This is a genomic window from Brachybacterium sp. GCM10030252 (assembly GCF_042666535.1).
In the GTDB taxonomy this organism is placed as follows: Bacteria; Actinomycetota; Actinomycetes; order Actinomycetales; family Dermabacteraceae; genus Brachybacterium.
Window position 1 is genome coordinate 45,295 of sequence record NZ_JBHTDM010000007.1, and the last position, 24,522, is coordinate 69,816.

Annotated in this window: 24 protein-coding genes, 1 tRNA gene and 1 riboswitch; of the genes, 20 read left to right on the forward strand and 5 right to left on the reverse strand. The window is 71.7% G+C overall.

Annotated features, from left to right (window positions below):
* Positions 1 to 44 precede the first annotated feature (44 nt).
* Positions 45 to 1,511, reverse strand: coding sequence for a nitrilase-related carbon-nitrogen hydrolase (locus ACFQRJ_RS06505; RefSeq protein WP_377018174.1), 1,467 nt, complete (start codon positions 1,509 to 1,511; stop codon positions 45 to 47).
* A gap of 107 nt (positions 1,512 to 1,618) precedes the next feature.
* Between ACFQRJ_RS06505 and ACFQRJ_RS06510 the strand changes: the two genes are divergently transcribed.
* The 4 genes from ACFQRJ_RS06510 to ACFQRJ_RS06525 all read left to right on the forward strand — a co-directional run bounded on the left by ACFQRJ_RS06510 (position 1,619) and on the right by ACFQRJ_RS06525 (position 4,643).
* Positions 1,619 to 1,691 (forward strand) — tRNA-Arg (locus ACFQRJ_RS06510).
* Between the two features lie 76 nt (positions 1,692 to 1,767).
* Positions 1,768 to 3,789: a prolyl oligopeptidase family serine peptidase gene (locus tag ACFQRJ_RS06515; protein ID WP_377018175.1), complete on the forward strand. Its 2,022-nt coding sequence runs from the start codon at positions 1,768 to 1,770 to the stop codon at positions 3,787 to 3,789.
* Between the two features lie 154 nt (positions 3,790 to 3,943).
* Positions 3,944 to 4,210 (forward strand): hypothetical protein, encoded by a 267-nt coding sequence (locus ACFQRJ_RS06520; RefSeq protein WP_377018176.1) that lies wholly within the window; start codon positions 3,944 to 3,946, stop codon positions 4,208 to 4,210.
* A 241-nt stretch (positions 4,211 to 4,451) separates the two neighbouring features.
* The gene (locus ACFQRJ_RS06525) at positions 4,452 to 4,643 is read left to right on the forward strand and encodes a hypothetical protein (protein WP_377018177.1); all 192 of its coding nucleotides are present in this window, start codon (positions 4,452 to 4,454) and stop codon (positions 4,641 to 4,643) included.
* A gap of 96 nt (positions 4,644 to 4,739) precedes the next feature.
* Here ACFQRJ_RS06525 and thiD read toward each other — a convergent pair whose 3' ends face one another.
* The 3 genes from thiD to thiM all read right to left on the reverse strand — a co-directional run bounded on the left by thiD (position 4,740) and on the right by thiM (position 7,301).
* Positions 4,740 to 5,681 carry a bifunctional hydroxymethylpyrimidine kinase/phosphomethylpyrimidine kinase gene (gene thiD, locus ACFQRJ_RS06530; RefSeq protein ID WP_377018178.1) on the reverse strand — a complete coding sequence of 314 codons (942 nt, stop codon included), beginning with the start codon at positions 5,679 to 5,681 and terminating at the stop codon, positions 4,740 to 4,742.
* Positions 5,682 to 5,748: 67 nt separating this feature from the next.
* Positions 5,749 to 6,471, reverse strand: coding sequence for a thiamine phosphate synthase (locus ACFQRJ_RS06535; RefSeq protein WP_377018179.1), 723 nt, complete (start codon positions 6,469 to 6,471; stop codon positions 5,749 to 5,751).
* Positions 6,468 to 7,301, reverse strand: a complete 834-nt coding sequence (gene thiM / locus ACFQRJ_RS06540; RefSeq protein ID WP_377018180.1) for a hydroxyethylthiazole kinase — start codon at positions 7,299 to 7,301, stop codon at positions 6,468 to 6,470. Before thiM ends, ACFQRJ_RS06535 begins: the two co-directional genes overlap by 4 nt.
* A riboswitch (TPP riboswitch) is annotated at positions 7,293 to 7,392 on the reverse strand. It overlaps the preceding gene by 9 nt.
* A 175-nt stretch (positions 7,393 to 7,567) precedes the next feature.
* On the opposite strand from thiM, the gene ACFQRJ_RS06545 reads away from it, so the two are divergent.
* The 5 genes from ACFQRJ_RS06545 to ACFQRJ_RS06565 all read left to right on the forward strand — a co-directional run bounded on the left by ACFQRJ_RS06545 (position 7,568) and on the right by ACFQRJ_RS06565 (position 13,103).
* The gene (locus tag ACFQRJ_RS06545; RefSeq protein WP_377018181.1) at positions 7,568 to 8,488 is read left to right on the forward strand and encodes a hypothetical protein; all 921 of its coding nucleotides are present in this window, start codon (positions 7,568 to 7,570) and stop codon (positions 8,486 to 8,488) included.
* Positions 8,489 to 8,594: 106 nt separating this feature from the next.
* Positions 8,595 to 9,344 (forward strand): dienelactone hydrolase family protein, encoded by a 750-nt coding sequence (locus ACFQRJ_RS06550; RefSeq protein ID WP_377018182.1) that lies wholly within the window; start codon positions 8,595 to 8,597, stop codon positions 9,342 to 9,344.
* Positions 9,345 to 9,874: 530 nt separating this feature from the next.
* On the forward strand, positions 9,875 to 11,200 hold the full coding sequence (locus ACFQRJ_RS06555) for a glycine betaine/L-proline ABC transporter ATP-binding protein (RefSeq protein WP_377018183.1): 1,326 nt from the start codon (positions 9,875 to 9,877) through the stop codon (positions 11,198 to 11,200).
* On the forward strand, positions 11,197 to 12,105 hold the full coding sequence (locus ACFQRJ_RS06560; RefSeq protein WP_377018184.1) for an ABC transporter permease: 909 nt from the start codon (positions 11,197 to 11,199) through the stop codon (positions 12,103 to 12,105). The genes ACFQRJ_RS06555 and ACFQRJ_RS06560 overlap by 4 nt, the downstream gene beginning before the upstream one ends.
* A 44-nt stretch (positions 12,106 to 12,149) precedes the next feature.
* Entirely contained in the window at positions 12,150 to 13,103 is a 954-nt protein-coding gene (locus ACFQRJ_RS06565; protein WP_377018185.1) for a glycine betaine ABC transporter substrate-binding protein, read from the forward strand.
* 143 nt (positions 13,104 to 13,246) lie between these two features.
* On the opposite strand, the gene ACFQRJ_RS06570 is transcribed toward ACFQRJ_RS06565, so the two are convergent.
* Positions 13,247 to 14,353 (reverse strand): Gfo/Idh/MocA family protein, encoded by a 1,107-nt coding sequence (locus ACFQRJ_RS06570; RefSeq protein ID WP_377018186.1) that lies wholly within the window; start codon positions 14,351 to 14,353, stop codon positions 13,247 to 13,249.
* 321 nt (positions 14,354 to 14,674) lie between these two features.
* Here ACFQRJ_RS06570 and ACFQRJ_RS06575 point away from each other — a divergent pair, with 321 nt between their 5' ends.
* The 11 genes from ACFQRJ_RS06575 to ACFQRJ_RS06625 all read left to right on the forward strand — a co-directional run bounded on the left by ACFQRJ_RS06575 (position 14,675) and on the right by ACFQRJ_RS06625 (position 24,472).
* Positions 14,675 to 15,283, forward strand: a complete 609-nt coding sequence (locus ACFQRJ_RS06575; protein WP_377018187.1) for a SipW-dependent-type signal peptide-containing protein — start codon at positions 14,675 to 14,677, stop codon at positions 15,281 to 15,283.
* Between the two features lie 55 nt (positions 15,284 to 15,338).
* Positions 15,339 to 15,965, forward strand: a complete 627-nt coding sequence (locus ACFQRJ_RS06580; protein WP_377018188.1) for a hypothetical protein — start codon at positions 15,339 to 15,341, stop codon at positions 15,963 to 15,965.
* Positions 15,962 to 16,537: a signal peptidase I gene (locus ACFQRJ_RS06585; RefSeq protein ID WP_377018189.1), complete on the forward strand. Its 576-nt coding sequence runs from the start codon at positions 15,962 to 15,964 to the stop codon at positions 16,535 to 16,537. Before ACFQRJ_RS06580 ends, ACFQRJ_RS06585 begins: the two co-directional genes overlap by 4 nt.
* Positions 16,534 to 17,079 carry a hypothetical protein gene (locus ACFQRJ_RS06590; RefSeq protein WP_377018190.1) on the forward strand — a complete coding sequence of 182 codons (546 nt, stop codon included), beginning with the start codon at positions 16,534 to 16,536 and terminating at the stop codon, positions 17,077 to 17,079. Before ACFQRJ_RS06585 ends, ACFQRJ_RS06590 begins: the two co-directional genes overlap by 4 nt.
* A 102-nt stretch (positions 17,080 to 17,181) precedes the next feature.
* A complete protein-coding gene (locus tag ACFQRJ_RS06595; RefSeq protein WP_377018191.1) occupies positions 17,182 to 18,921 on the forward strand; it encodes a glycoside hydrolase family 13 protein in 1,740 nt (579 codons plus the stop codon).
* Between the two features lie 347 nt (positions 18,922 to 19,268).
* Positions 19,269 to 19,958: an HAD family hydrolase gene (locus ACFQRJ_RS06600; protein ID WP_377018192.1), complete on the forward strand. Its 690-nt coding sequence runs from the start codon at positions 19,269 to 19,271 to the stop codon at positions 19,956 to 19,958.
* Positions 19,959 to 20,090: 132 nt separating this feature from the next.
* Complete coding sequence (phnD, locus tag ACFQRJ_RS06605; protein ID WP_377018193.1) at positions 20,091 to 21,095, forward strand: phosphate/phosphite/phosphonate ABC transporter substrate-binding protein; 1,005 nt, start codon at positions 20,091 to 20,093, stop codon at positions 21,093 to 21,095.
* Positions 21,092 to 21,940, forward strand: coding sequence for a phosphonate ABC transporter ATP-binding protein (phnC, locus tag ACFQRJ_RS06610; protein ID WP_377018194.1), 849 nt, complete (start codon positions 21,092 to 21,094; stop codon positions 21,938 to 21,940). The genes phnD and phnC overlap by 4 nt, the downstream gene beginning before the upstream one ends.
* On the forward strand, positions 21,937 to 22,770 hold the full coding sequence (gene phnE, locus ACFQRJ_RS06615; RefSeq protein WP_377018195.1) for a phosphonate ABC transporter, permease protein PhnE: 834 nt from the start codon (positions 21,937 to 21,939) through the stop codon (positions 22,768 to 22,770). Before phnC ends, phnE (ACFQRJ_RS06615) begins: the two co-directional genes overlap by 4 nt.
* On the forward strand, positions 22,767 to 23,606 hold the full coding sequence (gene phnE, locus ACFQRJ_RS06620) for a phosphonate ABC transporter, permease protein PhnE (protein WP_377018196.1): 840 nt from the start codon (positions 22,767 to 22,769) through the stop codon (positions 23,604 to 23,606). The genes phnE (ACFQRJ_RS06615) and phnE (ACFQRJ_RS06620) overlap by 4 nt, the downstream gene beginning before the upstream one ends.
* Positions 23,606 to 24,472 (forward strand): MurR/RpiR family transcriptional regulator, encoded by an 867-nt coding sequence (locus ACFQRJ_RS06625; RefSeq protein ID WP_377018197.1) that lies wholly within the window; start codon positions 23,606 to 23,608, stop codon positions 24,470 to 24,472. The genes phnE (ACFQRJ_RS06620) and ACFQRJ_RS06625 overlap by 1 nt, the downstream gene beginning before the upstream one ends.
* Positions 24,473 to 24,522: the final 50 nt, after the last annotated feature.

The window sequence follows — 24,522 nt, forward strand, 5'->3', positions numbered from 1 at the left end:
TCTGAGAGCCCGAGCGTGCCCTCGATCACACGTGCCGGGCGCGCTCACGCGGGCGGGAGGTCCGCAGCGTGCTCCAGGACCGGCAGGGCGGCGCGGGCGGCGGCGATCTCCGCCAGGTCGAGATCGACCACGAGCATGCCCTCCTGTCGCCCGAGCTCCTGCCGGATCTGACCGAGGGGGCCGATGACGGCGCTCTGGCCGATCCCACGGGCCGCACGGCCTGCGTAGTCCGCCGGAGGTGTCTGGTCGGCGGCGAGGACGACGCTGGTCGAGTCCAGCGCACGGGCCTGCAGCAGCAGCCGCAGCTGTTCGCTCTTGCCGGGCCCGTCGGCCCACGCCAGCGGAAGCAGGATCGCCTCGGCGCCGCGACGGGCCAGGGCCGTGAACTGCTCGGCGAAGCGCACGTCATAGCAGGTGGCAAGGCCCAGGCGGGTGCCATGGAGGTCGATCGTCACGAGTTCGCGGCCGGGAGCGACGGTGTCGGACTCGCGGTGGCCGTAGGCATCGAAGAGGTGGATCTTGCGGTACTCGAGATGGATCGGAGCAGGACCGCGGACGATGACCGTGTTGTGCACACGGTCGGCGTCGGCGGTGGTGAAGGACCCCGCCGCGACGACGAGGGCGTGCTGGTCGGCCAGCTCCTGGAGGAGGGACTCGAAGGCATCGTGATGGGCCTCCGCGGCGCGACGCAGGTCCGTGCCGAACGGGGTCAGGGTCGCCTCGGGCAGCAGCACCAAGTGGGCCCCGGCGGCTGCGGCGTCGGCGACCGCGCGGCGGACCGTGAGTGCCGTCGTCTCGAACTCCTCACTGACGGTGATCTGCGCCAGAGCGATGCGCAGGCCGGCGGCGCGACGCGCCTCGGCGAGAGACTCGGGGGTGTCCACGTCGGTCGCCTCCGCTCCGATGGCGGCGCGGGTCGTCAGCTCGCCCTCCCCCAGCTGCGCGTACAGGCTGCGCAGGCTGCCGTCCGCCCAGCCGCCCTCCGGGTTCTCCACCGCGGCCAGGGCGTCGAGCAGCCTGGCCAGGGGCCAGGCGGCGCACAGGTACTGGGTGCGGTCGTCGCCGTCGGCGAGCGCCGCCACGCGCCCGGTGGCCGCGCTGTCCGCACACAGGGCGGAGAGGGTCTCGGGGCGCAGCAACGGCATGTCCCCGCCGAGCACCAGCACCGTCTGTACGCCGGCGGTGCCGATGTGGTCGACCCCGGACTCCCCGTCGTCCTCGCGCGTGAGCTCGCCGAGACCACGGGCGAGTGCGGCCAGCGGGCCGGACCCCGGAGGATCCTCGCGGACGAAGTGGGCCCCGTGGCGGCCCGCGAGGTCGGCACCGTCATCGGTCGCCGGCCCGACGACGACGCGCCGTCCGATGGGCGCGGCGCGCAGCACCCGCTCCAGCACGGGGGCGCCGGCGATGCGCAGACGGGTCTTGTCCTCGCCGCCCAGGCGGGAGGAGCTGCCCCCGGCCAGTACCACACTGGTGACGGTGGCGGTGATCTCGTGACGGTGCCTCGACATGGGTCGATCCTGCCACGGGGCGCTACGATGGCCGGGCCCATGTGTCGTGACGATGACCAGCGCGCCACACAACGACACATGCGGGCACCGGTCCACGGGGCCGGTCCGCCTCCGTAGCTCAGGGGATAGAGCACCGCTCTCCTAAAGCGGGTGTCGCGCGTTCGAATCGCGCCGGAGGCACGACGCAGTCTCCTGCGAGCACGACGAAACAGCTCCACCGTCGGACTTCTTCCGCAGCCTCCGGTAGCGTGGCGATGTGCCTCCTGTCACCAGCGCCGATGCCCCCGAGCCGTTCTCCGACTTCTCCGACATCGACGGCTTCCTCCGCATCCCACGCCTGGGCTCGGTCGCCGCCGGCCCGGACGGACGGGTGGTCGCCGCGATCCAGGAGGCCGACGAGCCCGGCGCGAGGCTCGTCTCCTCCCTGTGGGAACTGGATCCGGACGGTGAGCACCCGGCACGGCGCCTGACCTTCTCGGAGAAGGGCGAGCGCGGCCCGAGATTCGCCTCCGATGGCTCGTTGCTGTTCACGTCGGCTCGCCCCGACCCCCTCGGCGAGGACGACGAGGATTCCGCGGCGATCTGGCGCTTGCCGCGCATCGGTGAAGCACGACTGGTCGCGTCCACCCCGGGTGGCCTGGAGCTGCTGGCGATCGCCGACGACGGGACGCTGCTGGCCGCCACCGGTGTTCTTCCCGGCGCCACCCTCGAGGACGACGCCGATCGTCGGTCGAGCCGCCAGGACGCCGAGCAGACCACCATCTGGCACACCGGCATGCCCATCCGACAGTGGGACCACGAACTCGGCGACTCCGAGCGCCACCTCGTGCTCGTCTCCCCCGACGGCGACCTCACCGACCTCACCCCCGATGCCGGCACTCTCCCCCTGCACGCCGCCTCGGCGGACCTCTCCCCTGACGGGTCGACGGTCGCGACGTCCTGGACCGAGCGCGTCCGGGGCGGGGAGACCCGCTCGTCGCTCGTGCTGATCGACACCGCGACGAGCGAGCGCACCACGCTGCTCGCGGCCGGCGACGCCGCCGAGTACCACGACCCGCGCTTCTCACCCGATGGCACCCGCCTGGCGCTGATCCGCTCGACGCTCTCCGGCCCGACGGACACCAGCTACAGCCGCCTCGAGATCCATCCGCTCGGCGGCGGGGATCCGAACGTCGTCGACCCCGGCGACCTGACTGTCAGCGAGTTCGCATGGACCCCGGAGGGCACCCTGCTGGTCACCGGGGACCTGCACTCCTCGGGCGCAATACTCAGCGTCGATGCTGCGACCGGTGCGGTGCGCGAGCTCGTGACCGGCGGTGTGTTCTCCTCGCTCGCTCCGGCGCCCGATGGTTCGGTCATCGCGCTGTGCAGTGATATCGCCACGCCGGCGCGGCCGGTGCGGATCGCGGTGGACGCGGCTGTGCGTGAGCTGCCGGCCCCGGGGGCCGTGGGCCGGCTGCCGGGAACCGTGGAGTGGGTCGAGGCCGACGTCGACGGTGTTGCCGTCGGTGGATGGCTGTGCATGCCCGAGTCCGCGTCGGCCAGCTCCCCCGCGCCGTTCATGCTGTGGATCCACGGCGGCCCTCACGCCTCCTACAACGCATGGAGTTGGCGGTGGTGCCCGTGGCTGGCCGTCGAGCGCGGCTACGCGGTCCTGATGCCCGATCCGGCGATGTCGACCGGGTACGGCGACACGGGTCTGAACCGGGGTTGGCCGCGCCGTCCGGACGTCGTCTACCGCGAGTGCGAGGCGCTGTTCGACCAGGAGCTTGCGCGCCCGGAGCTGGACGGCTCGCGCACCGCGATGCTGGGCGCCTCCTTCGGCGGGTTCATGGCGAACTGGATCGCCGGGCACACGGACCGCTTCGACGCGATCGTCACCCACGCCGGGCTGTGGGCGCTGGAGCAGCAGCACCGCACCACCGATGCGGCCGCCTCGAAGATGCGCGTGCACCGCCATGAGGACGAGGACCCCCAGTGGTACCGCGCCTTCTCCCCGCACCGCAGCGTCGGCGCGATCACCACCCCGATGCTCATCACCCACGGCAACCGCGACTACCGGGTACCGATTAGTGAAGCGCTGCGACTGTGGTGGGACCTGGTCTCGACCTGGGACGGCCCGCCCGAGACCATGCCGCACCGGTTCCTGCAGCTGACCAGCGAGAACCACTGGGTGCAGACACCCTCGAACGCCCTCGCCTGGAACCGGACGGTGCTGGCCTTCTGCGACCAGCATGTGCTCGGCGCCGACCGGGTCCCCGACGCCCTGCCCTGGTGACCGACCGGTCGTGATCCACACGGCCCCGCGGAGCCCTGACCTCGGTGATCTGCCGTCGACCGGATAGGCTGGGGAGCCTCAGAGGATCGCTGGTCCCGAGGCCGCGCCCCGAGTGCCGGCGACCATGGATCCAGCACTGACCGGAGGAGGGATGATGGCCGACAGCAGACGACGCTTCGACGCGACCTGGCTGCCCTTCGGGATGATCATCGGATTCACGGTGGGGATCGGCGTGGGCCTGTCCATCTTCAACAATCTCTTCCTCGGCGCGGGAATCGGATTCATCTTCGGCGCCGCACTCGGGGTCGCCCTCGGATTCCGGGACCGCCGCGGCTCGAAGAGCCAGGAAGAGATCGAGGACGCCGCGCAGGACCGTGCCCGCCGCCGGGCCGACGGGCACGCCGGGGACGACGAGCTCTGACCGCGCGGCCGCACGCGGGTTGAGCGCGCCAGGACTGAGCGAAGCAGGACCGAGCGAGCCAGGGCTCACCGTCCCAGGACCACCCCTCGGGCCGGCTCCGCGGACCGTTCCTCCCCAGGCCGCCTCCATCCACCAAAATCCCAGGTGTCTTTCCCGGGAATCCGAGCCCGTGGTGCCATGCTTATCGCACCTGGTCGACTAACGGCCGGTGAACACCGCCTGACTTCCCCAGGAGGCACCGATGAAGGTCACCGACACACACCCCAGCGCAGCCGAGCATTTCGACTACCTCGAGCCCGATCTCCAGCCCGAGACGGCAGCCGACGAAGCCCAGATCTTCGCGCGGGAGAGGGACGAGACCCTGACCGGCCTGGTGGAGGCCACCGGCCCCCTCGCGGTCAGCTCCCGCCACCTCTCCGCTCGCTCCGCCTGAGACCACCAGCCGGAGAACGTTCCCGCGGGAACGTTTTTCGGTCGGGTCCGGTCAGCGGCGGCCCGGTCAGCGGCGGCCCGGTCAGCGGCCGAGCGCTCAGGCACTCGCCGTGTGCCCGCCCGGCTCCCGGCGCGCCACGGTGACCAGATGGTCGACCGGGCCGTGCCCCTGCTCCGGCGCGAACGAGAGGTCATAGGCGGCGCCGCCGATCAGCGCCCGCTGCAGGAAGTCACGCCCCGCGCCGACCGCGGCCAGGTCGTCTCCTGCTTCGGATTCGCCGATCCTCTCGTGCGAGGCGTCCATGGTGGCGGCGAGCGCACCCAGTGCGTCGGGCCCCGCTGAGCGGACCATCGCGATGCGCGCGTACTGCGCGGCGATCGCCGCGGAGAGCGTGCACCCGGTGCCGTGGGTGGCGCGGGTGCGCACGCGCTCGGCCCGCAGCAGGTCCACGCCGCCGGGGTGAGCGACGACGTCGAAGACCTCGTCGTCATCGTGGTGTCCGCCCTTGAGGACCACGACGGCGGGACCCAGCTGCTGCAGCCGCACGGCCTGCTCCTGCATGGTCTCGACATCGGGGGCGACCTCCGCATCCAGCAGCTTCGCCGCTTCGGGCAGGTTCGGCGTGATCACGTGCACCAGCGGCAGCAGCAGTTCGCGCAGGTTCTGTGCCGCCTGCCGGGGCAGCAGTTCATCGCCGCTGGTGGCGACCATGACCGGGTCGAGCACGACGGTGCCGAACTGGCCGGCTCGCGCGGCCATGGTCTCGGCGACGGCGGCGACGACCTCGGCGGAGGTGAGCATCCCCAGCTTGGTGGCGTCCAGCGGGATGTCATCCAGCACGCTGGTCAGCTGCGACTGGACGTCCTCGGCGGTCATCGGCGTCACGGACTGCACGCCGCGGGTGTTCTGCGCGATCACGGCGGTGATCGCGGTGGTGCCGTAGACGCCGAGTGCCGTGAACGTCTTCAGGTCGGCCTGGAAGCCGGCGCCGCCGCTGGGGTCGGAGCCGGCGATGGTCAGTGCTGTCGGTGGTCGCATGGGGCGGTCCTCCTGGGGTGTGCTGCGGAGCCGGGCCGGTGGGGAGCCGGGGTCCGCGGACGGGTGGTCACGGCCTGCTGGATGAGCGGCCCTGGTCGATGGCTTCTCGGAGTCGGCCGGCGGCCGCAGCGGGGTCGGGTGCCGCGGCGATGGCCGAGACCACGCAGAGACCGTCCACACCGGTGGCCGCGATCTCCGGGGCGAGGCGATGGTCGATGCCGCCGATGGCGACGGCCAGCGGAGCTGAGGCGGCCGATACGTGCCGTGCCTGCCGCCACGGGTCCAGGCACTCCCCCAGTCCCTCCAGGCCGAGCGGCGGCGCGGCATCGGCCTTGGTGGCGGTCGCGCGGATCGGGCCGATGCCCAGCACGTCGGCCGTGTCCTCGGCGAGCGCGGCGCGCACCTGGCCGGCGGTGCCGGCGGAGAGGCCGATCATCAGCTCCTCCCCGAGCACCTCGCGGGCAGCGGCCGCGGCGACGTCGCTCTGGCCCACGTGGAGGTGGCACCGCGCGGCCTCGGCCACACCAAGACGGTCGTTGACGAACAAGGGCACCTCCTGGGCGCGAGGGCCGAGCTCGCTCGCCAGGCGTTCCCGGCATGCGCGGACCAGCTCGAGCAGGTCGGCGTCGGAGGCGTCCTTGTCCCGCAGCTGGATCGCGCCCGCTCCGCCGCGGACGGCGGCGAGGACCACGCCGGGCACCGCGTCGATCCCGCCGGACAGCGCCGAGTCGGTGACGTGGTACAACGAGAAGTCGGCCGCATGGGCGGTGCGCAGGGACGGCCGGATCACGCCGGGGCCGCCTGCTCCTGAAGACCCACGAGCTCGAGCACGTCGGCGGGCGTGAGGGTGTCCAGCGCATCGAGCCAGCCGACGGCGAAGGACCCGACTCCCTGCGCCCCGCGCGCGGCGAGGGTTCCGGCGGCGCCGTGCAGGGCATGTGCGGCGAGCACCGCGTCGTGGGGGGTGAGGTCGGTGTCGCGACTTGAGCCCAGGAGGGCGGCGCAGGTCGCGCCGAGCGCGCAGCCGGTACCGATCACTCGCGCGAGCAGGGCGTCGCCGCTGGTCAGCACTGTGGTGCGACCCGCGGAGACGATCGCGTCGCGCTCCCCGGAGACCGCGACCACGGCACCGGTGCGGGCGGAGAGGTCGCGGGCGGCGTCGAGCACCGCCTCGACCGTGTCGGTGGAATCGACGCCGCGCCCTCCCCCGCCGGTGCCGGCGAGCGCGGCGATCTCGGAGGCGTTGCCGCGGACGGCGGCGGGCCCGAGGGTCAGCAGTTCGTGCGCCAGCGGGGTGCGGACGGGCAGCGAGCCGACGGCGACCGGGTCGAGCACCCAGGGCCGTCCGGCGTCGCGGGCGGCGCGGGCGGCGGCGGGCATCGCCTGCACCTGCCCCTCGGCCACGGTGCCGGTGTTCACCAGCAGTGCGTCGGCCGCAGCGGCGAAGACCGGCGCCTCCTGCGCGTGGTCCACCATTGCGGGGGCGGCCCCGATGGCCAGCAGGACGTCGGCGGTGATCTGCTGGACGACGGTGTTGGTGATGCAGTGGACGAGCGGGCTGTGCCCGCTGAGCGCCTCGAGGGCGCTGCGCAGCCGGTTCTCGGGCGTGCTCGTAGTCATCGGTGACGATCCCTTCGCAGGTGCAGACCAGGGCAGGTTCGACGGGTGTGCTCTCAGCCGCCGCTTCTCGACGGCACCCCACGTCACTGGTCGGCGACTCTAGCAGGGGCCGAGACAGGGGCACACAGGATCTTCACACTCATAAGCCTGTAATTCCTTGGCATTCTCTTGATCTTCCCTTGACCTGATGCCACGGTGTGAGCGGCAACGCATCGACGCGGATCCACGACGGACAACCGTCTCCCGCAGTCGGCGGAGAGGACGCCATGCCCATCACGAGCACCGCACGCCGGGCCCCCACCGTACTGACCGTCGCCGCGGGGGCGGCACTGCTGTCCGCGTCGGCCTGCAGCACGAGCGCCGGAGCCGACGGGGAGGGCAGCGCGGGGACACCGTCCGAGACATCAGATCAGGGGGAAGGGCAGGGAGCCGGGCAGAACAGCAGCGACGGCGGGGGCGCCGCCACCGGCGACGAGCAGGGGGACGGGGACTCGGACGAGGGGTCCGAACAGAACGATGGGTTGGATGCGGGCGACGAGGACGAGGCGACGGAGCCGACGGAGCCTGAGACCCGTCTCGTGCTCGTCACCGATCTGGGACCCGAGGAGCCCGGTGAGGGCGATCTCGTGCGCAGCCCCGACCAGCTGGCCGCCCTGCTGACCGGGCCCCTCGGCGGGATGGCCGAGTGCGACTCCGAGCTCACGCTCAGCCCGGGCGCCACCGCATCGTGCATGGGCCCGGCGAGCGTCGACTCTCCCGACCCCGACCAGGAATGGACGGCGCACTCGGTGCGGATCCCGTCCGAGGAGGACTTCACCGCCGGCAGCAGGGTCGCGATCCTGTTCACCACCGGCGGCGCCCTGACCGGGCCGGCCGAGGTCCTGCTGGAGGAGACCGTGTCCCTCACCGGCCTCGGCGTCAGCTCGACGTTCGGGGCCGAGGACCTGGATTCCGAGCAGCTCGCGCAGTACACGCTGGAGGTACTCACCTCCCCGAATGCTTACGTTCCCGTCGACTACGCCGACTGGGAGGACGTGACCTGCCAGGACGGCCTCTCCTTCGCGACCTTCGAACCGGTGGCCTGCACCGCGACCACCGCCGGCGGCGATCAGTGGGAGCTGGAGGTGGCGCCCGGGGCATTCGCCGGCAACGACCAGGGCCTGCTGGTGGGCATCGAGACCCTGTGACCGTCGTCCAGCGGAGCGGCCGAGCATCGCGGCCAGGCCGTGCGGCCGAGCGGGGGAGGCCGCAGGGCGAGTGAGTGACCGGCGCCCCTCGCGATACAGTCATCGCGTGAGCGCGACCACACTGCCCATCCCCACCGATGCCGGCGACCTGCCCGGACTGCTCTGGCTGCCCGAGCACCGCGAGGAGCCGGTGCCCGGCCTCGTGGTGCTGCAGGAGATCTTCGGCGTCTCCGACTACATCCAGCGGCGCTGCGCAGATCTCGCCGCGCTCGGCTATGCGGTGCTGGCCCCGCAGCTCTTCGCCCGCCTCGATCCGCCGATCGTCGGCATCGACGACTGGGAGGACGCGGAGTCCTGGCTCGGCGAGGCCATGACCCTGACCCAGCAGCTGCCCTGGGAGCGAGCCGAGGCCGACGCCATCGCCGCCCTGGGCGCGCTGCGTGCGCACGGCGCGGTGGACTCCGAACGGGTGGGGCTGCTGGGCTTCTGCTACGGCGGCGGCCTGGCCTTCGCCGCTGCGGCGTCCGCCGCCGAGGAGGACCGCCCGCCCACGACGCTGGTCAGCTACTACGGCTCGGCCCTGCCCTCCCTGCTGGATCGCGCGGGCGAGGTCACCATGCCGAGCCTGCACCACTTCGGCACGGCAGACGACTTCATCCCGCCCGAGACCGTCGAGCAGATCCGCCACGCCGTCACCGCCGGCGGCACCCGCGAGCAGGTGCGGTTCGAACTGCACGAGGGAGCGGGGCACGCCTTCGACAACCCGCACCCGTTCGTCCACCACGCGCAGGCCTCCGACGCGGCCTGGCAGCAGACCGTCGACTTCCTCGCCGAGACGCTCCCCCTCCGCGCCTGACCCTCCGCGCCTGACCCTCCGCGCCTGACCCTCCGCGCCTGACCCTCCGCGGCCGGGTATCTGCGTATCTGCGCCCGCGCCTTCGCATCACGCCGCCCGAGGGCGTCTGCGCGCCCGTCCGGCCCGACTCGTCGTTCTCCGCCGAAACATGCCCGTGACCTTCCGGTCCCGACGAGCCCGCCGTTCTGGGACCCACGACACCCGCGTGACCGAATAGTTATGTCCGGATCGTCCGACAATCCGGTTGTCCCCGGGCCGGCACCGCTGGACGCGGCATCGCTCCAGGCCAACGGGACCTTCCGAGCTTCGCGCCGGCCGCACCTACGGCTGTCTACCGGCCCTGAACAGGCCTTTCACAAGCTCTGCCGACCCCATTCCTGATAAAGAACCGTTTGCCGTACGCCGGGCCGCTTGTGAGGATGACTTGTCGGGTCGGCGTCCTGCGATGCCGGCGTCCTGTGACGTGGGGGATACACGGGACCCGGATCGCCACCCCGGCCCGCCACCCGAACTTCCATGAAGGAGCCTGCGTGCCAGCAATTACCGCCGACGGTCTGTACAAGATCTTCGGACGTCGCCCCGCGCGGGGAGTCGACGAGCTCCGCAAGGGCGGAAGCCGCGACGAACTGCGCAACCAGGGCCTCACCGCCGCCGTCATCGATGCCAGCTTCAGCGTCGAGCCCGGCGAGATCTTCGTCGTCATGGGCTTGTCCGGCTCGGGCAAGTCCACGCTGATCCGAATGGTCAACGGCCTGCTCCCGGCGAGCGCCGGCGAGCTGTATATCGGCGACCGAAACCTGACCTCCCTCAGCCCGGCCGAGGTCCGTGAGGTGCGGCGCAACCGCATCTCCATGGTCTTCCAGCACTTCGCGCTGTTCCCCCACCGGACCGTCGGGGAGAACGCCGCCTACGGTCTCGAGGTCAGCGGGGTGAACCGCAAGGACCGTGAGGCCAAGGCCGCCGAGGCCCTCGAGATGGTCGGCCTGAAGGGCTGGGGCGGGTACAAGCCCAGCGCCCTCTCCGGCGGCATGCAGCAGCGCGTCGGCCTGGCCCGCGCTCTGGCCGCCGGGACCGACATCATGCTCATGGACGAGGCTTTCAGTGCCCTCGACCCGCTGATCCGTCGCGACATGCAGGACCAGCTCATCGACCTCCAGCAGCGCCTGGAGAAGACGGTCCTGTTCATCACCCACGACCTCAACGAGGCCATGCGCATCGGCGATCGCATCGCCATGATGCGCGACGGCCGCATCGAACAGGTGGGAACCTCCGACGAGATCCTCAACGAGCCCGCGAACGACTACGTCGCCCGCTTCATCCAGGATGTCGACCGCTCCCGCGTGCTGACCGCGTCGACGATCATGGAGCAGCCGCCCGAGACGCTCGGCGCCGCCCAGGGTCCGCGCACCGCCCACAAGCTGCTGCGACAGACGCAGAACTCGTGGCTCGTGGTGCTCAAGCGCGACCGCACGCCCGCCGGCGTGCTGTGGGAGGACGACGTCGCCCGCGCCGTACGCGAGGGCCAGGACGAGCTTCCCTGGTCGAGCGAACACACGATGCCCATCGTCCAGCACGACAGCTCGCTGGCGGAACTGTTCGCGACCTCGGCCCGCCATCACAGCCCGCTGATCGTGGTCGACGACGAAGGCCACTTCGCAGGGGTCATCCCGCGGGTCACCCTCCTGACCGCCGCCGGCGAGGCGAACGGTACGAGTCACGAGGTCGCAGCGGCGACCGCGACCCCGGTGCCTCCCCCCGATGGTGCCGGCACACCTCCGGACGGGACCGACCCGCCCCCGGACCCCGCCGCCACGAGCGGACCCGACGACCTGGCCCACGGAGGTGAGACGCGATGAACGCGGACGACGAGAGCCTCATCCCCCACATCCCCGTCGGCGACTGGGTCGAGACCTTCCTGCTGTGGTTCAAGGCCACCTTCGCGTGGTTCTTCGATGGCCTGACGACGGCCATGGAGTTCCCGATCGAGCACCTGGCCAACTGGCTGATCCTGGTTCCGCCGGTGGTGGGCATCCTGGCCTGTGTGCTGATCGCCCTGGTGGTCCGCTCCTGGCGCTTCGCGGTGTTCACCCTGGTCGGCTTCACGCTGGTGCTCTCGCTGGAGCTGTGGGAACCGATGATGCAGCTGATGGCACAGGTCATCGTCGCCACAGTCGTGGCTGTGGTGATCGCGGTTCCCGTCGGGGTCCTGGCCGCCTCCAACAATGTGGTCAGCTCCCTGGTGCGCCCGGTGCTCGACCTGATGCAGACGATGCCGGCCTTCGTGTACCTGATCCCGGCCGTCATCTTCTTCTCGCTCGGCTACGCCCCGGGCCTGTTCGCGACGGTCATCTTCTCCCTGCCCCCGGGAGTGCGCATGACCGAGCTGGGCATCCGGCAGGTCGACTCGGAGACCGTCGAGGCCGGCGAGTCCTTCGGGGCCACGCCGTGGCAGATTCTGCGCGGCATCCAGCTCCCGCTGGCCGTTCCCACCATCATGGCCGGCGTCAACCAGATCATCATGCTGGCGCTTTCCATGGCGGTCATCGCCGGCATGGTCGCCGCCCCTGGTCTCGGCCAGGAGGTGACCCAGGCCGTCTCCACGCAGGATCTCGCGGGCGGCGTGGAAGCCGGGCTCTCCGTGGTGCTCCTGGCGGTCTTCCTGGACCGCCTGACCGCTGCGCTCGGCAACCCGGCGGGGCATCCGTCCTCGCTGATCACGCTGATCCGCACCACACGCACTCGCCGGGCCGGCACGGCCTGACGAGCACGACCACCCGTACGACCCCTCCGAAAGGACATGAACCCATGACGAATCGACTGATCCTCCCCCGCCGCGGCGTCTCCCGTCGTGCAGCTCTGATGGGCGGCAGTGCCGGCCTCATGGGGCTCGGCCTGGTCGCCTGCGGCGGCAGCAGCGACGGCGGCTCCGGTGACTCCGACGGTGGCTCCGCCAGCGACGGCGGCGGCTCCGCCAGCGGCACCATCAACATGGGGTACATCCCCTCCTGGTCCGACGGCCTGAGCATGGCCTACCTGCTGGAGAACCGCCTCACCGCGATGGGCTACACCATCGAGCACACGGAGATCGCCGAAGCCGGCGTGCTCTACCAGGGCCTCGCCCAGGGCGACGTGGACATGTACCCCTCGGCGTGGCCCGAGGTCACCCACAAGGAGTACATGGACCAGCACGAGGGCGACATCGAGGACATCGGCTCCTACTACGAGAACGCCAAGCTGAACCTCTCGGTCCCGGACTACATGGACATCTCCTCCATCGAGGACCTGGTGGGCCAGGCCGATCGCTTCGGTGGCCAGATCATCGGCATCGAGCCGGGCGCGGGTCTGACCGCCGCCACCCAGGACTCGGTCATGCCCGGCTACGGGCTCGACAGCGAGTACGAGCTGGTGCTGTCCTCCACCACCGGCATGCTCACGGAGCTGGAGAGCGCCGTGAACGCCGAAGAGGACATCGTCGTCACCCTGTGGACCCCGTTCTGGGCCAACACGACCTACTCGGTCAAGGCGCTCGAGGATCCCGAGGGGCTGTTCGGCGAGGCCGAGAAGCTGCACTTCCTGGGCCGCACCGGCTTCGAGGAGGAGTTCCCCGAGGCCGCCGACTTCATCAGCCAGATCAAGCTCACCGACGAGGAGTACGGCAACCTGGAGGACAAGGTGGTCAACGAGTTCGGTGAGGGCAAGGAGCCCGAGGCCGTCGAGGCCTGGCTGGAGGAGTACCCGGACCTGCTTCCGGCGGTCTGAGAACTCGGCAGCACCGGCGCTCCGAGCCGGGCCGATCTTACGGCCCGATCCGGAGCCCGCATGACGACGGGGCCGATCGCGATGATTCGCGGTCGGCCCCGTCGTCATAGGCGGCCCCGTCGCCGGAAGGGGCCGGGAACGGGTCAGTTCTCGACGGTGACCTCGGCGCCGGTCCGTGCCGAGGCGTAGCAGGCATCCAGCACCCGGGCACGGCGCAGGGCGAGCGACCCGTCGTGCGCGGCCCAGTCCTCGGAGCGCACCTTCTGCAGGAAGTTCGCGACCGCGCGGGCGTGACGACCGTCCTCCCCGGCAACTGGCTGCAGCTCGGCAGGCATGCCGGCCACCTCGGTCCACACGTTCAGGCGCTGGTACGGGTCGCTCGGGGGCCCTCCCCATTCGATGGAGGCGCCGCCGTCGGCCCCGTAGAGGGTGACGTAGCACTGGTCGTACGGGATCCACTGGGCCCAGCTGGTCTCGAGCAGCAGCGTACCGCCGCCGTCGATCCGCAGGAACGCCGTGGCGAGGTCCTCGACCTCGAAGGGCGTGCCCTCCTCGACCTGCGAGACGCCGAAGCCGGAGCCGCCGCGACCCAGCGGCCCGAACTCGGCGTGCGTGCTGGCAGAGGCCGCTGTCACCTCTGGCTCGCCCATCAGGTGCAGCGCCATGTCGAGCATGTGCACGCCGATGTCCATCATCGCGCCGCCGCCCGAGCTGGCGGTCTTGGTGAACCAGGTGCCCATGCCCGGGATGCCCTGGCGGCGCAGCCACCCGGTCTTGGCGTAGTAGATCTTGCCGAGCACCCCGGACTCGACCACCTGACGCAGGGCCGTGACGTCACCGCGCTGGCGATGGTTGAACGCCACGTCCAGCACGCGACCGGCTCGGCCGGCGGCAGCGACCATGCTCTCGGCGGCCTCCGCGGTCTCGGCCATCGGCTTCTCGGTGAGCACGTGCAGACCCGCCTCGAGGGCGGCGGTCGCCATCGGAGCATGCAGGAAGGTCGGCGTCGCGATCGAGACGACATCGAGGTCCGCCTCGGCGATCATCTGCTTCCAGTCCCGGTAGCGGCCCGGTACATCGTGCTCGTCCCCGAACCGCGTCAGCAGGTGCTCCTCCATCGCGGACAGAGCGACCAGGTCGACGGTGGGGTCGGCGGCGTAGGCGGCCACGTGCTGCTGGCCGGCCCAGCCGAGGCCGATCACCCCGGCGCGCAGCCTGCGCTGCCCGCTTCCCTGTTCTGCTGCGGTCATCGTGCTGCCGTCCTTCCCTCGGGTGTGTGAGCACGGACAACCCTATGTCGGCGCTGCATGACGGCGCCGGGCGGACCGTATGACGTCGGGACATTCTGAGACCCGCCTCGCCTTCTTGCCCGATTCCACCCGGGATGACCGATTCCTCCCGTAATATGGACTCAGCGCGAGAGCTCGGCGCGGTTCAGCACGACGACGTGCCCCGGAACCGCTCCCGTTCTCGCGCCAATCCTGCAGTCCTGCTGTTCCCGCAGTACCCCACCCACCGCATCCGTCGCTCCGGGCCCTGCCCACTGTGCCGGCTCATCCCCAGGGAGAACCATGTCCGAGGTCTCGTCGTCCGCCCCGTCCACCCGTTCCCGCAAGGTGCGCGCCCTGCTCGCCGGAGGCCTCGTCCTCGGCGTCGGCGCCGCCATCACGCTCGCGGCGTGGAACGACTCCGAATACGCCACCGGGAGCTTCGAGTCCGGGGCCTTCGACCTCGAGGGCAGCGTGGACGGCTCCACCTACGACGAGCACGCCACGGCCGCCACCGCCGCCCCGCTCGCGTTCAGCCTCGACGCCTCGAACCTCTCGCCGGGCGATACGGTCACTGCTCCGTTTGCCGTGCGCCTGGACGACACCACGACCTACGGCGCGAACGTCGCCGTGGAACCGTCGGCGACCTCGGGCACGGTGACGGGGCTGACCTATTCACTCGCCACGACCAGCGCCTTCGGGTGCCAGGCCTCCACCGCGGACACGCTGGTCCCGGCCGGCACGAGCTTCGGCACCGAGCCCGGCACCGCGAACTTCGATCTGGCAGCGGGCGATGGCGCCACCGCGGGGGACGCCATCTTCCTCTGCTTCACGGTCACAGCAGGTGAGGCTCTGCAGCAGGGGCAGTCCGGTACGGCCACCTGGGAGTTCCTCGCCACCTCGGACAGCTGACCGGCCGGTGTCCAGCACACCGGGAGCCGGGCCCCGTACCACCTGGGGGTTATGGGTGAGGGCCGTGCTCGCCTCGGGCCTCGCGCTGGGCGCGGGCGCCACGACGACGCTCGCCGCGTGGACCGACCCCACCCGGGCGCAGGCGGATTTCTCCGCCTCGACGTTCGTCGTCGAGGCCAACCCGTCGGCCCCCTACTCCCCCGGCGGCCCGTGGGCGACGCATGCCGAGACCGCCGCCGAGCTGCGTCTCGCGGCCGACGGGATCACGCCGGGCTCCGCCCGGTACGCGCCGCTGGCGCTGCGCACCACGGCGGGCTCGCTCGGCGGGACGGCACTGCTGGGCGGAGCCCAGGTCACCGGTGACGGGACGGGCTCCCCGCAGCTCGGCCCGGCTCTGCGGTACCGCGTGGTCACCTACGAACCGAGCACCGGCACCTGCGCCGGGCCCGCGTTCGGGGACGGCGCCCGATTCGTCGTGGGGACGTCCGCCACGACCGTCCCCCTCACAACCGGTCAGGATCCGCAGCGCCCGCTCACCCTGCCCGCCGCGGGGCCGGACGCGCCCGGCCCCGCCGTCCACCTGTGCCTCGAGCTGTCCCTCCCGCGGGGCGCCGACAACGCCCTGCAGGGCAAGACCGCCACCGCCCGGTGGCAGATCACCGCGACCTCGGAGACGACATGAGCACCAGCACACGGCACGCCGCACCAGGCTCCGACGTGGGTCGGCGGTCCCTCACCGACCGGGCGCTGAACGCCGTCCTGAACCTCGCCGCGGCCGGCGGGGCGCTGTGCATCGTGCTGGTCGTGCTCGCGGTGGTCTTCGACATCTCGCTGATCCTGTTCCGCACCGGGTCGATGGAGCCGGCGATCCCGCAAGGGTCGCTCGCGGTGGTGCGGGAAGTGCCGGCCTCCGAGGTCGGCGTCGGTGACGTGGTGACCGTGGAGCGGGGCGAGCGCCTGCCGATCACGCATCGCGTGACCTCGATCGAACCGGCCGCGGACGCGCGCTGGGAGATCACGATGCAGGGCGACGCGAACCCCGGGCCGGACCCGGCACCGTACTCCGTGACCACGGTCCGCCTCGTGCTGTTCTCGATCCCCGGCCTGGCCCGCCCCGTCGCGGCACTGAACTCCCCGTGGATGCTCGGCGGTGTGACCCTCGCCGTGAGCGCGCTGGTGGTGTGGGCCCTGTGGCCGCGGGCCCGGTCGACCTCGGGCGCCCATAGCACCGAGGACACCGAGGACACCGTATGAGCCAGCCCTCCCGTCGCCGTCTCACGGCACTGCTGGTTGGGGCAGTGGTGCCGGCGATCCTGCTGCTCGGCGTCGCCCTGCCGACGTCCATCCAGCACACGGAGGCCGGATGGACGCAGACCAGCGCCGTCTCCGGCCAGGCCCGCGCGGCCACGATCCCCGCACCGCGCCTGACAGCGCCGTGCGAGTTCCGGCCCGGAGTGCTGGGGCTCGGAGCCCGTGTGCGCATCTTCTGGTCGCTCCCAGCGGGGTACACGCTCGCGGACATCGAGGTGCGGGCTTCCACCAGCGGCCTGGGATCGGTCCTCGCCCCACTGACGGGCTTCAACGTCACGGGCAACACTGTGCAGCAGTCGGACGGCACCTATCGCACGGATGTCCCGACGAATCTACTGGGCGGTCTGCTCGGCCTGGGCAGTGAGCTCGAGATCGCCCTCGTGGTGCGGGATGCGCCCAGCGGGTGGGTTTCGACGCGTGCTGCCGTGGCCAGCAACGCCGGCCTCCTGGCCGGTATCGGAGGGACCTGCCGCAACCTCACCTGAGCCGCAGGCCGCCCCCGTCGTTCACAACCCATGCTTCCCGCGGGAGAATCGGACAGTGTCCGACAGGACCCGACCTCCGAGAGAGCTGAGAGAGGAGCATCGTTGACGACGCACCCGACCTCCGCCCGCCCGAGCGACGCCCCGGACCGGTCCGCCGACGCCGCACAGCGCGGGGCCGACGCCGACTGGTGGCGCCAGGCGGCCGTCTACCAGATCTACCCGCGTTCCTTCGCCGACGGCAGGGGCGACGGGATGGGCGACTTCCGCGGGATCATCTCGCGTGTGCCCTACCTCCGGCAGCTGGGGATCGACGCGGTGTGGCTGAGCCCCTTCTACCCCTCCGCCCTGGCCGACGGCGGCTACGACGTCGACGACTACCGCGACGTGGACCCGCGCATCGGCACCTTGGAGGAGTTCGACGAGCTGGTGGCGGAGCTGCACGGCGTCGGCATCAAGCTCATCGTCGACATCGTCCCGAACCACTCCTCGGACCGTCACGAGTGGTTCCGGGAGGCGCTGGAGTCCCCGCGCGGATCGAACGCGCGCAAGCGGTACATCTTCCGCGACGGCAGGGGCGAGAACGGGCAGCTGCCCCCGGCGGACTGGACGTCCGTCTTCGGCGGCCGGGCCTGGACGCAGGTGCCCGATGGGCAGTGGTATCTGCACAGCTTCGCCAAGGAGCAACCCGACTTCAACTGGGGGCATCCCGAGGTCCGCGAGGACTTCCTGCGCACGCTGCGCTTCTGGTCCGATCGCGGGGTCGACGGGTTCCGCATCGACGTCGCCCATGGGCTCTCCAAGGACCTCGCGGAGGACCTCCCCAGCGCGGCCGAGCTGGAGGAGATCCCCAAGGACGGCAATCATCCGCTGTGGGACCGCGACGAGGTCCACGAGATCTACGCCGAGTGGCGGAAGGTGTTCGACGAGTACGATCCGCCCCGCATCGGGGTCGCCGAGGCCTGGGTCGAGACCGCTCAGCGGCGCGCGAAGTACGCCAGTCCGAAGGGGCTCGGCCAGGCGTTCAGCTTCGATCTCCTGGAGGCGGATTTCGAGGCGGAGGACTTCCGCCGCATCGTCTCCGACAACCTCGCCCAGTCCGCGGAGACCGGCTCGTCCAGCACCTGGGTGCTCTCCAACCACGACGTCGTCCGCCACGCGACCCGCTACGGGCTGCCGCCGCGCGACGGCCGCCCCGGCAAGCAAGGTGCGGACTGGATCATGGCCGGCGGCCCGGAGGACGAGATCGACCGGGACCTGGGCCTGCGCCGCGCCCGGGCCGCGACCCTGTTCGAGCTCGCCCTGCCCGGCAGCGCCTACCTGTACCAGGGCGAGGAGCTGGGCCTGCACGAGGTCGCCGACATTCCGGATGACCAGCGCCAGGATCCCGCGTTCTGGCGCAGCGCGCCCGGCGACCGCGGCCAGGACGGGCTGGGGCGCGACGGCTGCCGGGTGCCGCTGCCGTGGACTCGTGACGGGTCCTCCTTCGGCTTCGGCGAGGACGGCTCGCATCTGCCCCAGCCCGACTGGTTCGCCGAGTACTCGGTCGAGGCGGAGGAGGGCCTCGAGGGCTCGACGCTGGAGATGTACCGTGCGGCCCTGTCCCGCCGCCGCGAGCTGCAGACGGACGAGACGCTGACCTGGGACGAGGAACTGTGCCGCGGAGAGGTGCTGGGCTTCGAGCGTCCCGGCGGGTGGCTGAACGTCACCAACTTCGGGGACTCCCCCGTGGCCGTTCCCGAGGGGGACGTGCTGGTCACCAGCGCCGAGCTCGAGAGCGGGCCCGACGGGCAGCGCATGCTGCCGGGCGCAGCCACCGTCTGGCTGCGACGTCCGCAGCGCTGACCGTGCGCGAGCGCCACGAGCAGTCTCCACCAGCACGTAGCGGCTAGCCGCCACAAGCCCAGAGCGCCCCGGTCGTTCGAGCACGCGTCTCGAACGGCCGGGGCGCTGTCATGCCCTCGCCCGTCGGGTGCGGAGGCGGTCGAGGGCTCGCGACGGCGGGTCCGGATCACAGGCGATCGCGGGCCCCGATCGCCCGCGAGGGCTGGCCCGACCGCCCACGAGGGACAAGGCGCCCGTGCGTCGTCACGCAGTGTTCACCCGCCCGTGGCCAATCCGTCCACTCGGTATACCTATGGTGGCCGCATCGTCCACCGAGCCCGTCCGGGCTCCGCACCGAGAGGCTCTCCGTGACCGCTGGCCCCACCGTCGTCCTCGACTTCGACGGCACCCTCGCCCTCGGGCGCGGCCCGTTGCAGGCGTACATCGCCGCACTCGACGACCGGTCGAGCAACAGCGACAGCGGCGGCGACATAGTCCGCGCCTGCCTCGCCGCGATCGAGTCCTTCGACGCCGGCGCCACCGACCACCGGGACGCGTACGACGCCGTGCGCACCACCGCCCTCGCCCGGGGCATCACCGAGACCGACCTCAGCCGCGCCTACCTCGCCAGCCGCGACCTGCTGGGCACCGAGGACGCCCCGGTCGTCGCGCCCCGGGGCCTGTCGGCGTTCCTGGCGGAGCTGTCCACCTCGGCCACCTGCGTGCTGGCCACCAACGCCCCGGAGGCTGGCGTGGAGCGCGCCCTGATCTCGCTCGGCATCGAGCACTCGCTCCACGAGCGCCACCACGACGTGGGAAAGCCCGTCGGCCTCGAACCGATCATCGCCCACCACCTCGATCGCGGGCCCGTGCTCGCCGTCGGCGACATCTGGGAGTTCGACCTCGCTCCCGCCGCCCGCCTCGGCGCGGACACCGCGCTGGTGGGAGTCCGCGAGGTCCCCGAAGCCCGCCCCACCCTGCGGGGCGAGACCCTGACCGACCTCTACGAACCGATCCGCGACTGGGCCCGCGCCCATCGTGTGGCCGCCTCCGCCTGAGACCCGAGGTCCGCTGCACCCCGTGGGCAGCGGCCGATGTCCTGCCCGACCGTCCGACGCCGCCTCCGACCGACCCGATCACGCTCCGTCCGACAGCCGAACCGCCCTCACCTCCCGAAAGGCTCGCCTGCCATGCGCAAGAACCTCCTGACCACGTCCGCCGCGGCCCTCGCGCTGCTCTCCCTCGTCGGCTGCTCCTCCGCGGGCGGCGACGCCGCCTCCGGCGGCTCCGATCAGCGGCCTGAGGAGATCACCATCTCGCTGGTCCCCTCCGTCGAGGGCGAGGACCTCGCCGAGGCCCTCGACCCGCTGACGGAGTACCTCTCCGACGGGCTCGGCATCGACGTCCACGGCGTCGTCGCCAACGACTACGCCGCCACGGTCGAGGCGCTCGGCGCCGATCAGGCGCAGGTGATCATCACCGACGCCGGCTCGCTGTACAACGCGACCGAGCAGCACGACGCCCAGCTGGTGCTGCGCGACGTCCGCTTCGGGGCGACCTCCTACTCGGCCATCGCGATGACGAACAACCCCGACAAGTACTGCGAGGACGAGGTCGTCACCGCCACCTACGGCGCCACCGGTGACGAGATGTCCTACTGCAACGGCACCGAGACCGGCGCCGAGGCCACCGGTGAGGGGCCCGCCGGGGTCGAGGCGCTGGGCAAGATCGACTCCTCCACCCCCGTCGCGCTGCAGGCCGCCACCTCCCCGGCCGGCTACCAGTACCCGCTGGTGGCCATGCAGGAGCAGGGCGTGGACACCGACTCCCTGAACCAGGTCCCGGTCGAGGGCAACAACAACGCGGTCCTGGCGGTCCAGAACGGGGACGCCGAGGTGGGCTTCGCCTACTGGGATGCCCGCTCCACGGTCACCGAGGAAGCGCCCACGGTCGGTGAGGACACCGTGGTGTTCGCCTACACCGAGATGATCCCCAACGGCGGCGTCGCCGTCTCGGACAGCCTGCCCGACGACATGGCCGACGAGCTGGCCACCCTGATGGACGAGTACGCGGAGTCCTCCGACGAGGCCGCCGACGTCATGTTCGAGCTGGTGGGCCTCTCGGACTGGACCACCGACACCCAGCCGGAGCAGATTGCCCGCTACGGCGAGATCCTGGAGCAGTTCTCCGAGTGAGCACCCCGATCTCAGCGAGCTCCGCGGGGAGTGCGGCCACGGCGGCCGGGGCACCGGCCCCGGCCGCCGCCTGGCCGATCACCCTCCGCGACGTCACCGTCACCTACTCCAGCGGCACCCGCGCGCTGCGCGGGATCACGCTGTCGATCGCACCGGGCGAGATGGTCTCCGTGGTGGGGCTGTCCGGCTCCGGCAAGTCCACGCTGATCCGCACCATCAACGGCCTGGTCCCCGTCACCAGCGGCTCCGTCGTCGTCGGCGATCAGGACGTCTCCCAACTCTCCGGTCGCGGCCTGCGCGAGCTGCGAGGCAGCATCGGCATGATCTTCCAGGGCTTCAACCTGGCCGAGCGCACGAGCGTGCTCAGCAACGTGCTGGTGGGTCGATTCGCCCACTCCCCCGCCTGGCGCACCCTGCTGGGTCTCGCCCGCGCCGAGGACACCCGGATCGCCGCGGCGGCACTGGAGTCGGTGGGGATGCTCGAGCGGGCCTGGCACCGCGCCGGCGCCCTCTCCGGCGGGCAGAAGCAGCGGGTCGCGATCGCCCGGGCCCTCGCGCAGGAGCCCTCGGTGATGCTGGCCGACGAGCCGGTGGCGAGCCTGGACCCGCCCACCGCGCACTCCGTGATGGGCGACCTGCGGCGCATCAACGACCAGCGCGGGCTGACGGTGCTGGTGAATCTGCACCTGATGGACCTGGCGCGGCAGTACACGACCCGGATGATCGGGCTGCGCGAGGGAGAGCTCGTCTTCGACGGCCCGGCCGCCGAGGCCACGGACGCCGACTTCGAGACCATCTACGGGCGGCCGGTCCAGGGCCGCGATGTGCTGGGGAAAGCTGTATGAGCGCCCCGCAGGGCCGCGCGGCCGCTCCCCTGCCCGCCGGGCCGGCACTGCCCCCGCGGCCGACGAACCGGCTGCGCACGGCGCTGATCCTGGCAGCGCTGGCCGCCTTCACGCTCTCCACGTGCCTCCCGGCGATCGGCGGGGTCGAACTGGATCTGGCCTCGATCCTGGACAACTGGCGCAACGGCGCCACCAAGCTGCAGCAACTGGCCCGGCCCAACCTCGCCTTCGCGCCCCGCACTCTCGGCCCCATGCTGGAGACGCTCGCGATGGCCGTGGTCGGGGCGGTCAGCGCGGCGCTGCTCTCGATCCCGGTGACGCTGTGGGCCGCCCGCCCCTCGAACCCGAACCCGCTCACCCGCCAGGCGGTGCGGTTCGTGGTCAACATCGTCCGCGCCGTGCCCGATCTCGTGTACGCCACCATCCTGGTCGCGATGATCGGGGTGGGCACCCTGCCGGGCGTGGTCACCCTGATCCTGTTCGACGCCGGCGTGGTCATCAAGCTGGTCTCCGAGGCGATCGACTCCACCGACCACCCCTACCTCGAAGCGGGCCGGGCCGCCGGCGGCACCCAGGCCCAGATCAACCGCCGCACGCTCCTGCCGCAGTCCTGGCCCCTGTTCGCCACTCAGTGGCTGTACTCGCTGGAGCTGAACGTGCGCATCTCGGCGATCCTCGGCATCGTCGGCGCCGGCGGCATCGGCCGGCTGCTGGATGAGCGCCGCGCGTTCTACGCCTACGAGGACGTCTCGCTGATCATCCTCGAGATCCTCGTGGTGGTGGTCGCGATCGAACTGGTCTCGACCACGCTGCGCAGGAGGCTGCGATGAGCGCCGCCACCGGGACCCCGGCCCCCGCCGGCGCCGTCGCTCCCGCCGCGCCGACACTGCCCCCGCGCCCCTCCCGCGTCGGCCCCACGATCGCCGCCGTGGTCGCGGGAGCGATCGTGCTGCTGGCCACCGCCGGGCTCGACATCGCCTGGGGCTCTCTGGGCGAGATCCCGGCGCGCGTGGTGACGTATCTGCAGCTGCTGTTCGCCGAGCCGAACTGGGAGAAGCTGCCGCGGGCACTGTTCGAGACCTGGCGGTCGATCTCGATGGCGTGGCTGGGGGCGATCGGCTGCGTGGCGGTCTCGATCCCGCTGGGCATCCTGGCCGCGCGCGGCGTGGGCCCGGCGTGGCTGCGCTACCCGCTGCGCTGGCTGTTCGCCGTGATCCGCGCCGTGCCGGAGGTGGTGATCGCCCTGGTGCTGCTGACGGTGACGGGGCTGACGCCGCTGACCGGCGCGCTCGCCCTCGGCATCGCCGGCATCGGCACCCAGGGCAAATGGGTCTACGAGGCGATCGAGTCGGTCCAGGAGGGCGCCTCCGAGGCCGTGCGCGCCGCCGGCGGGACCACGGCCGAGGTCGCCCGGTGGGCGCTGTGGCCGGCGGCCCTGCCCACGCTGATGTCGTTCGCGCTGTACCGCTTCGAGATCAACATCCGCACCTCCGCGGTGCTGGGCCTCATCGGCGCAGGTGGCATCGGCACTATGCTCTCGAACTACACCAATTACCGGGAGTGGGACACGGTGGGCATGCTGCTGATCGTGGTCGTCGCGGTCACGATGCTGATCGATCTGGTCTCCGGCGGCATCCGCCGGCGGATCATGGAAGGGGCGCGCTGATGACGTGGACCGGTCCCGCCGATGCTCCGCTCAGCGCCCGGATCGCGGCGCTGGCCCCGTCCTTCCAGCGCACCGAACGGCTCGTGGTGGACCGCATCACCGCGGATCTCGCCGGAGCGGTCGAATGCACCGCTCAGCAGCTCGCCGACCAGGTCGGGGTGGGTCGTGCCTCGGTGATCCGCACCGCCCGCACCCTGGGGTACGAGGGGTACCCGCAGATGCGGGTCGCCCTGGCGCGGGAGCTGTCCTTCGATGAGGCCGACGGCACGGGCGCGGCCGACGGGGCAGGCGAGGCCGGGGCCGTGCGCGCCTCGATCCTGCGGTTCGCCAAGACGCTCCCCCGGGTCACCTCCGCCCTCTCGGACGAGACGGTCGATGAATTCGTGACGGCGCTGGATGGTGCCTACCGCGTGGTGATCGCCGCAGCCGGGCTCTCGGTGCCGCTGGGGCTGAGCGCGGCGATGCGTCTGAGCTCGGTGGACCGGCCCGCGGAGTTCATCCCCGACCCGCTCTCGCAGCTGATCTCCGCCCGCCGGCTCGGCCCGGACTCGGTGTGCCTGGTCATCTCCGGCTCCGGCGCGAACCCGTCGTCCCTGGACGTGGCCACCGAGGCGCGGGCCTCCGGAGCCACGGTGCTGGCGCTGACCTCGTTCACCTCCGCCCCGCTGACCGAGCTGGCCGATGTGGCGCTGGTGGTGCCCACGGTCCACGAGTCCTTCTCCGACGAGCTGATGCAGACCTCGCGGGTCGCGCTGACCCTGGTGCTCGAAGCGGTCATTGAACTGCTGGTCGCCCGCCGCGGGGAGCAGGGCCAGCAGGCCCGAGACTCCGTGATGTCGCTGCTGGGTCAGCGGATCAGCGAATAGCTCGCACACGTCGTGCAGATGCCGATCGGAGGCCCGCGCCACAGGATCGC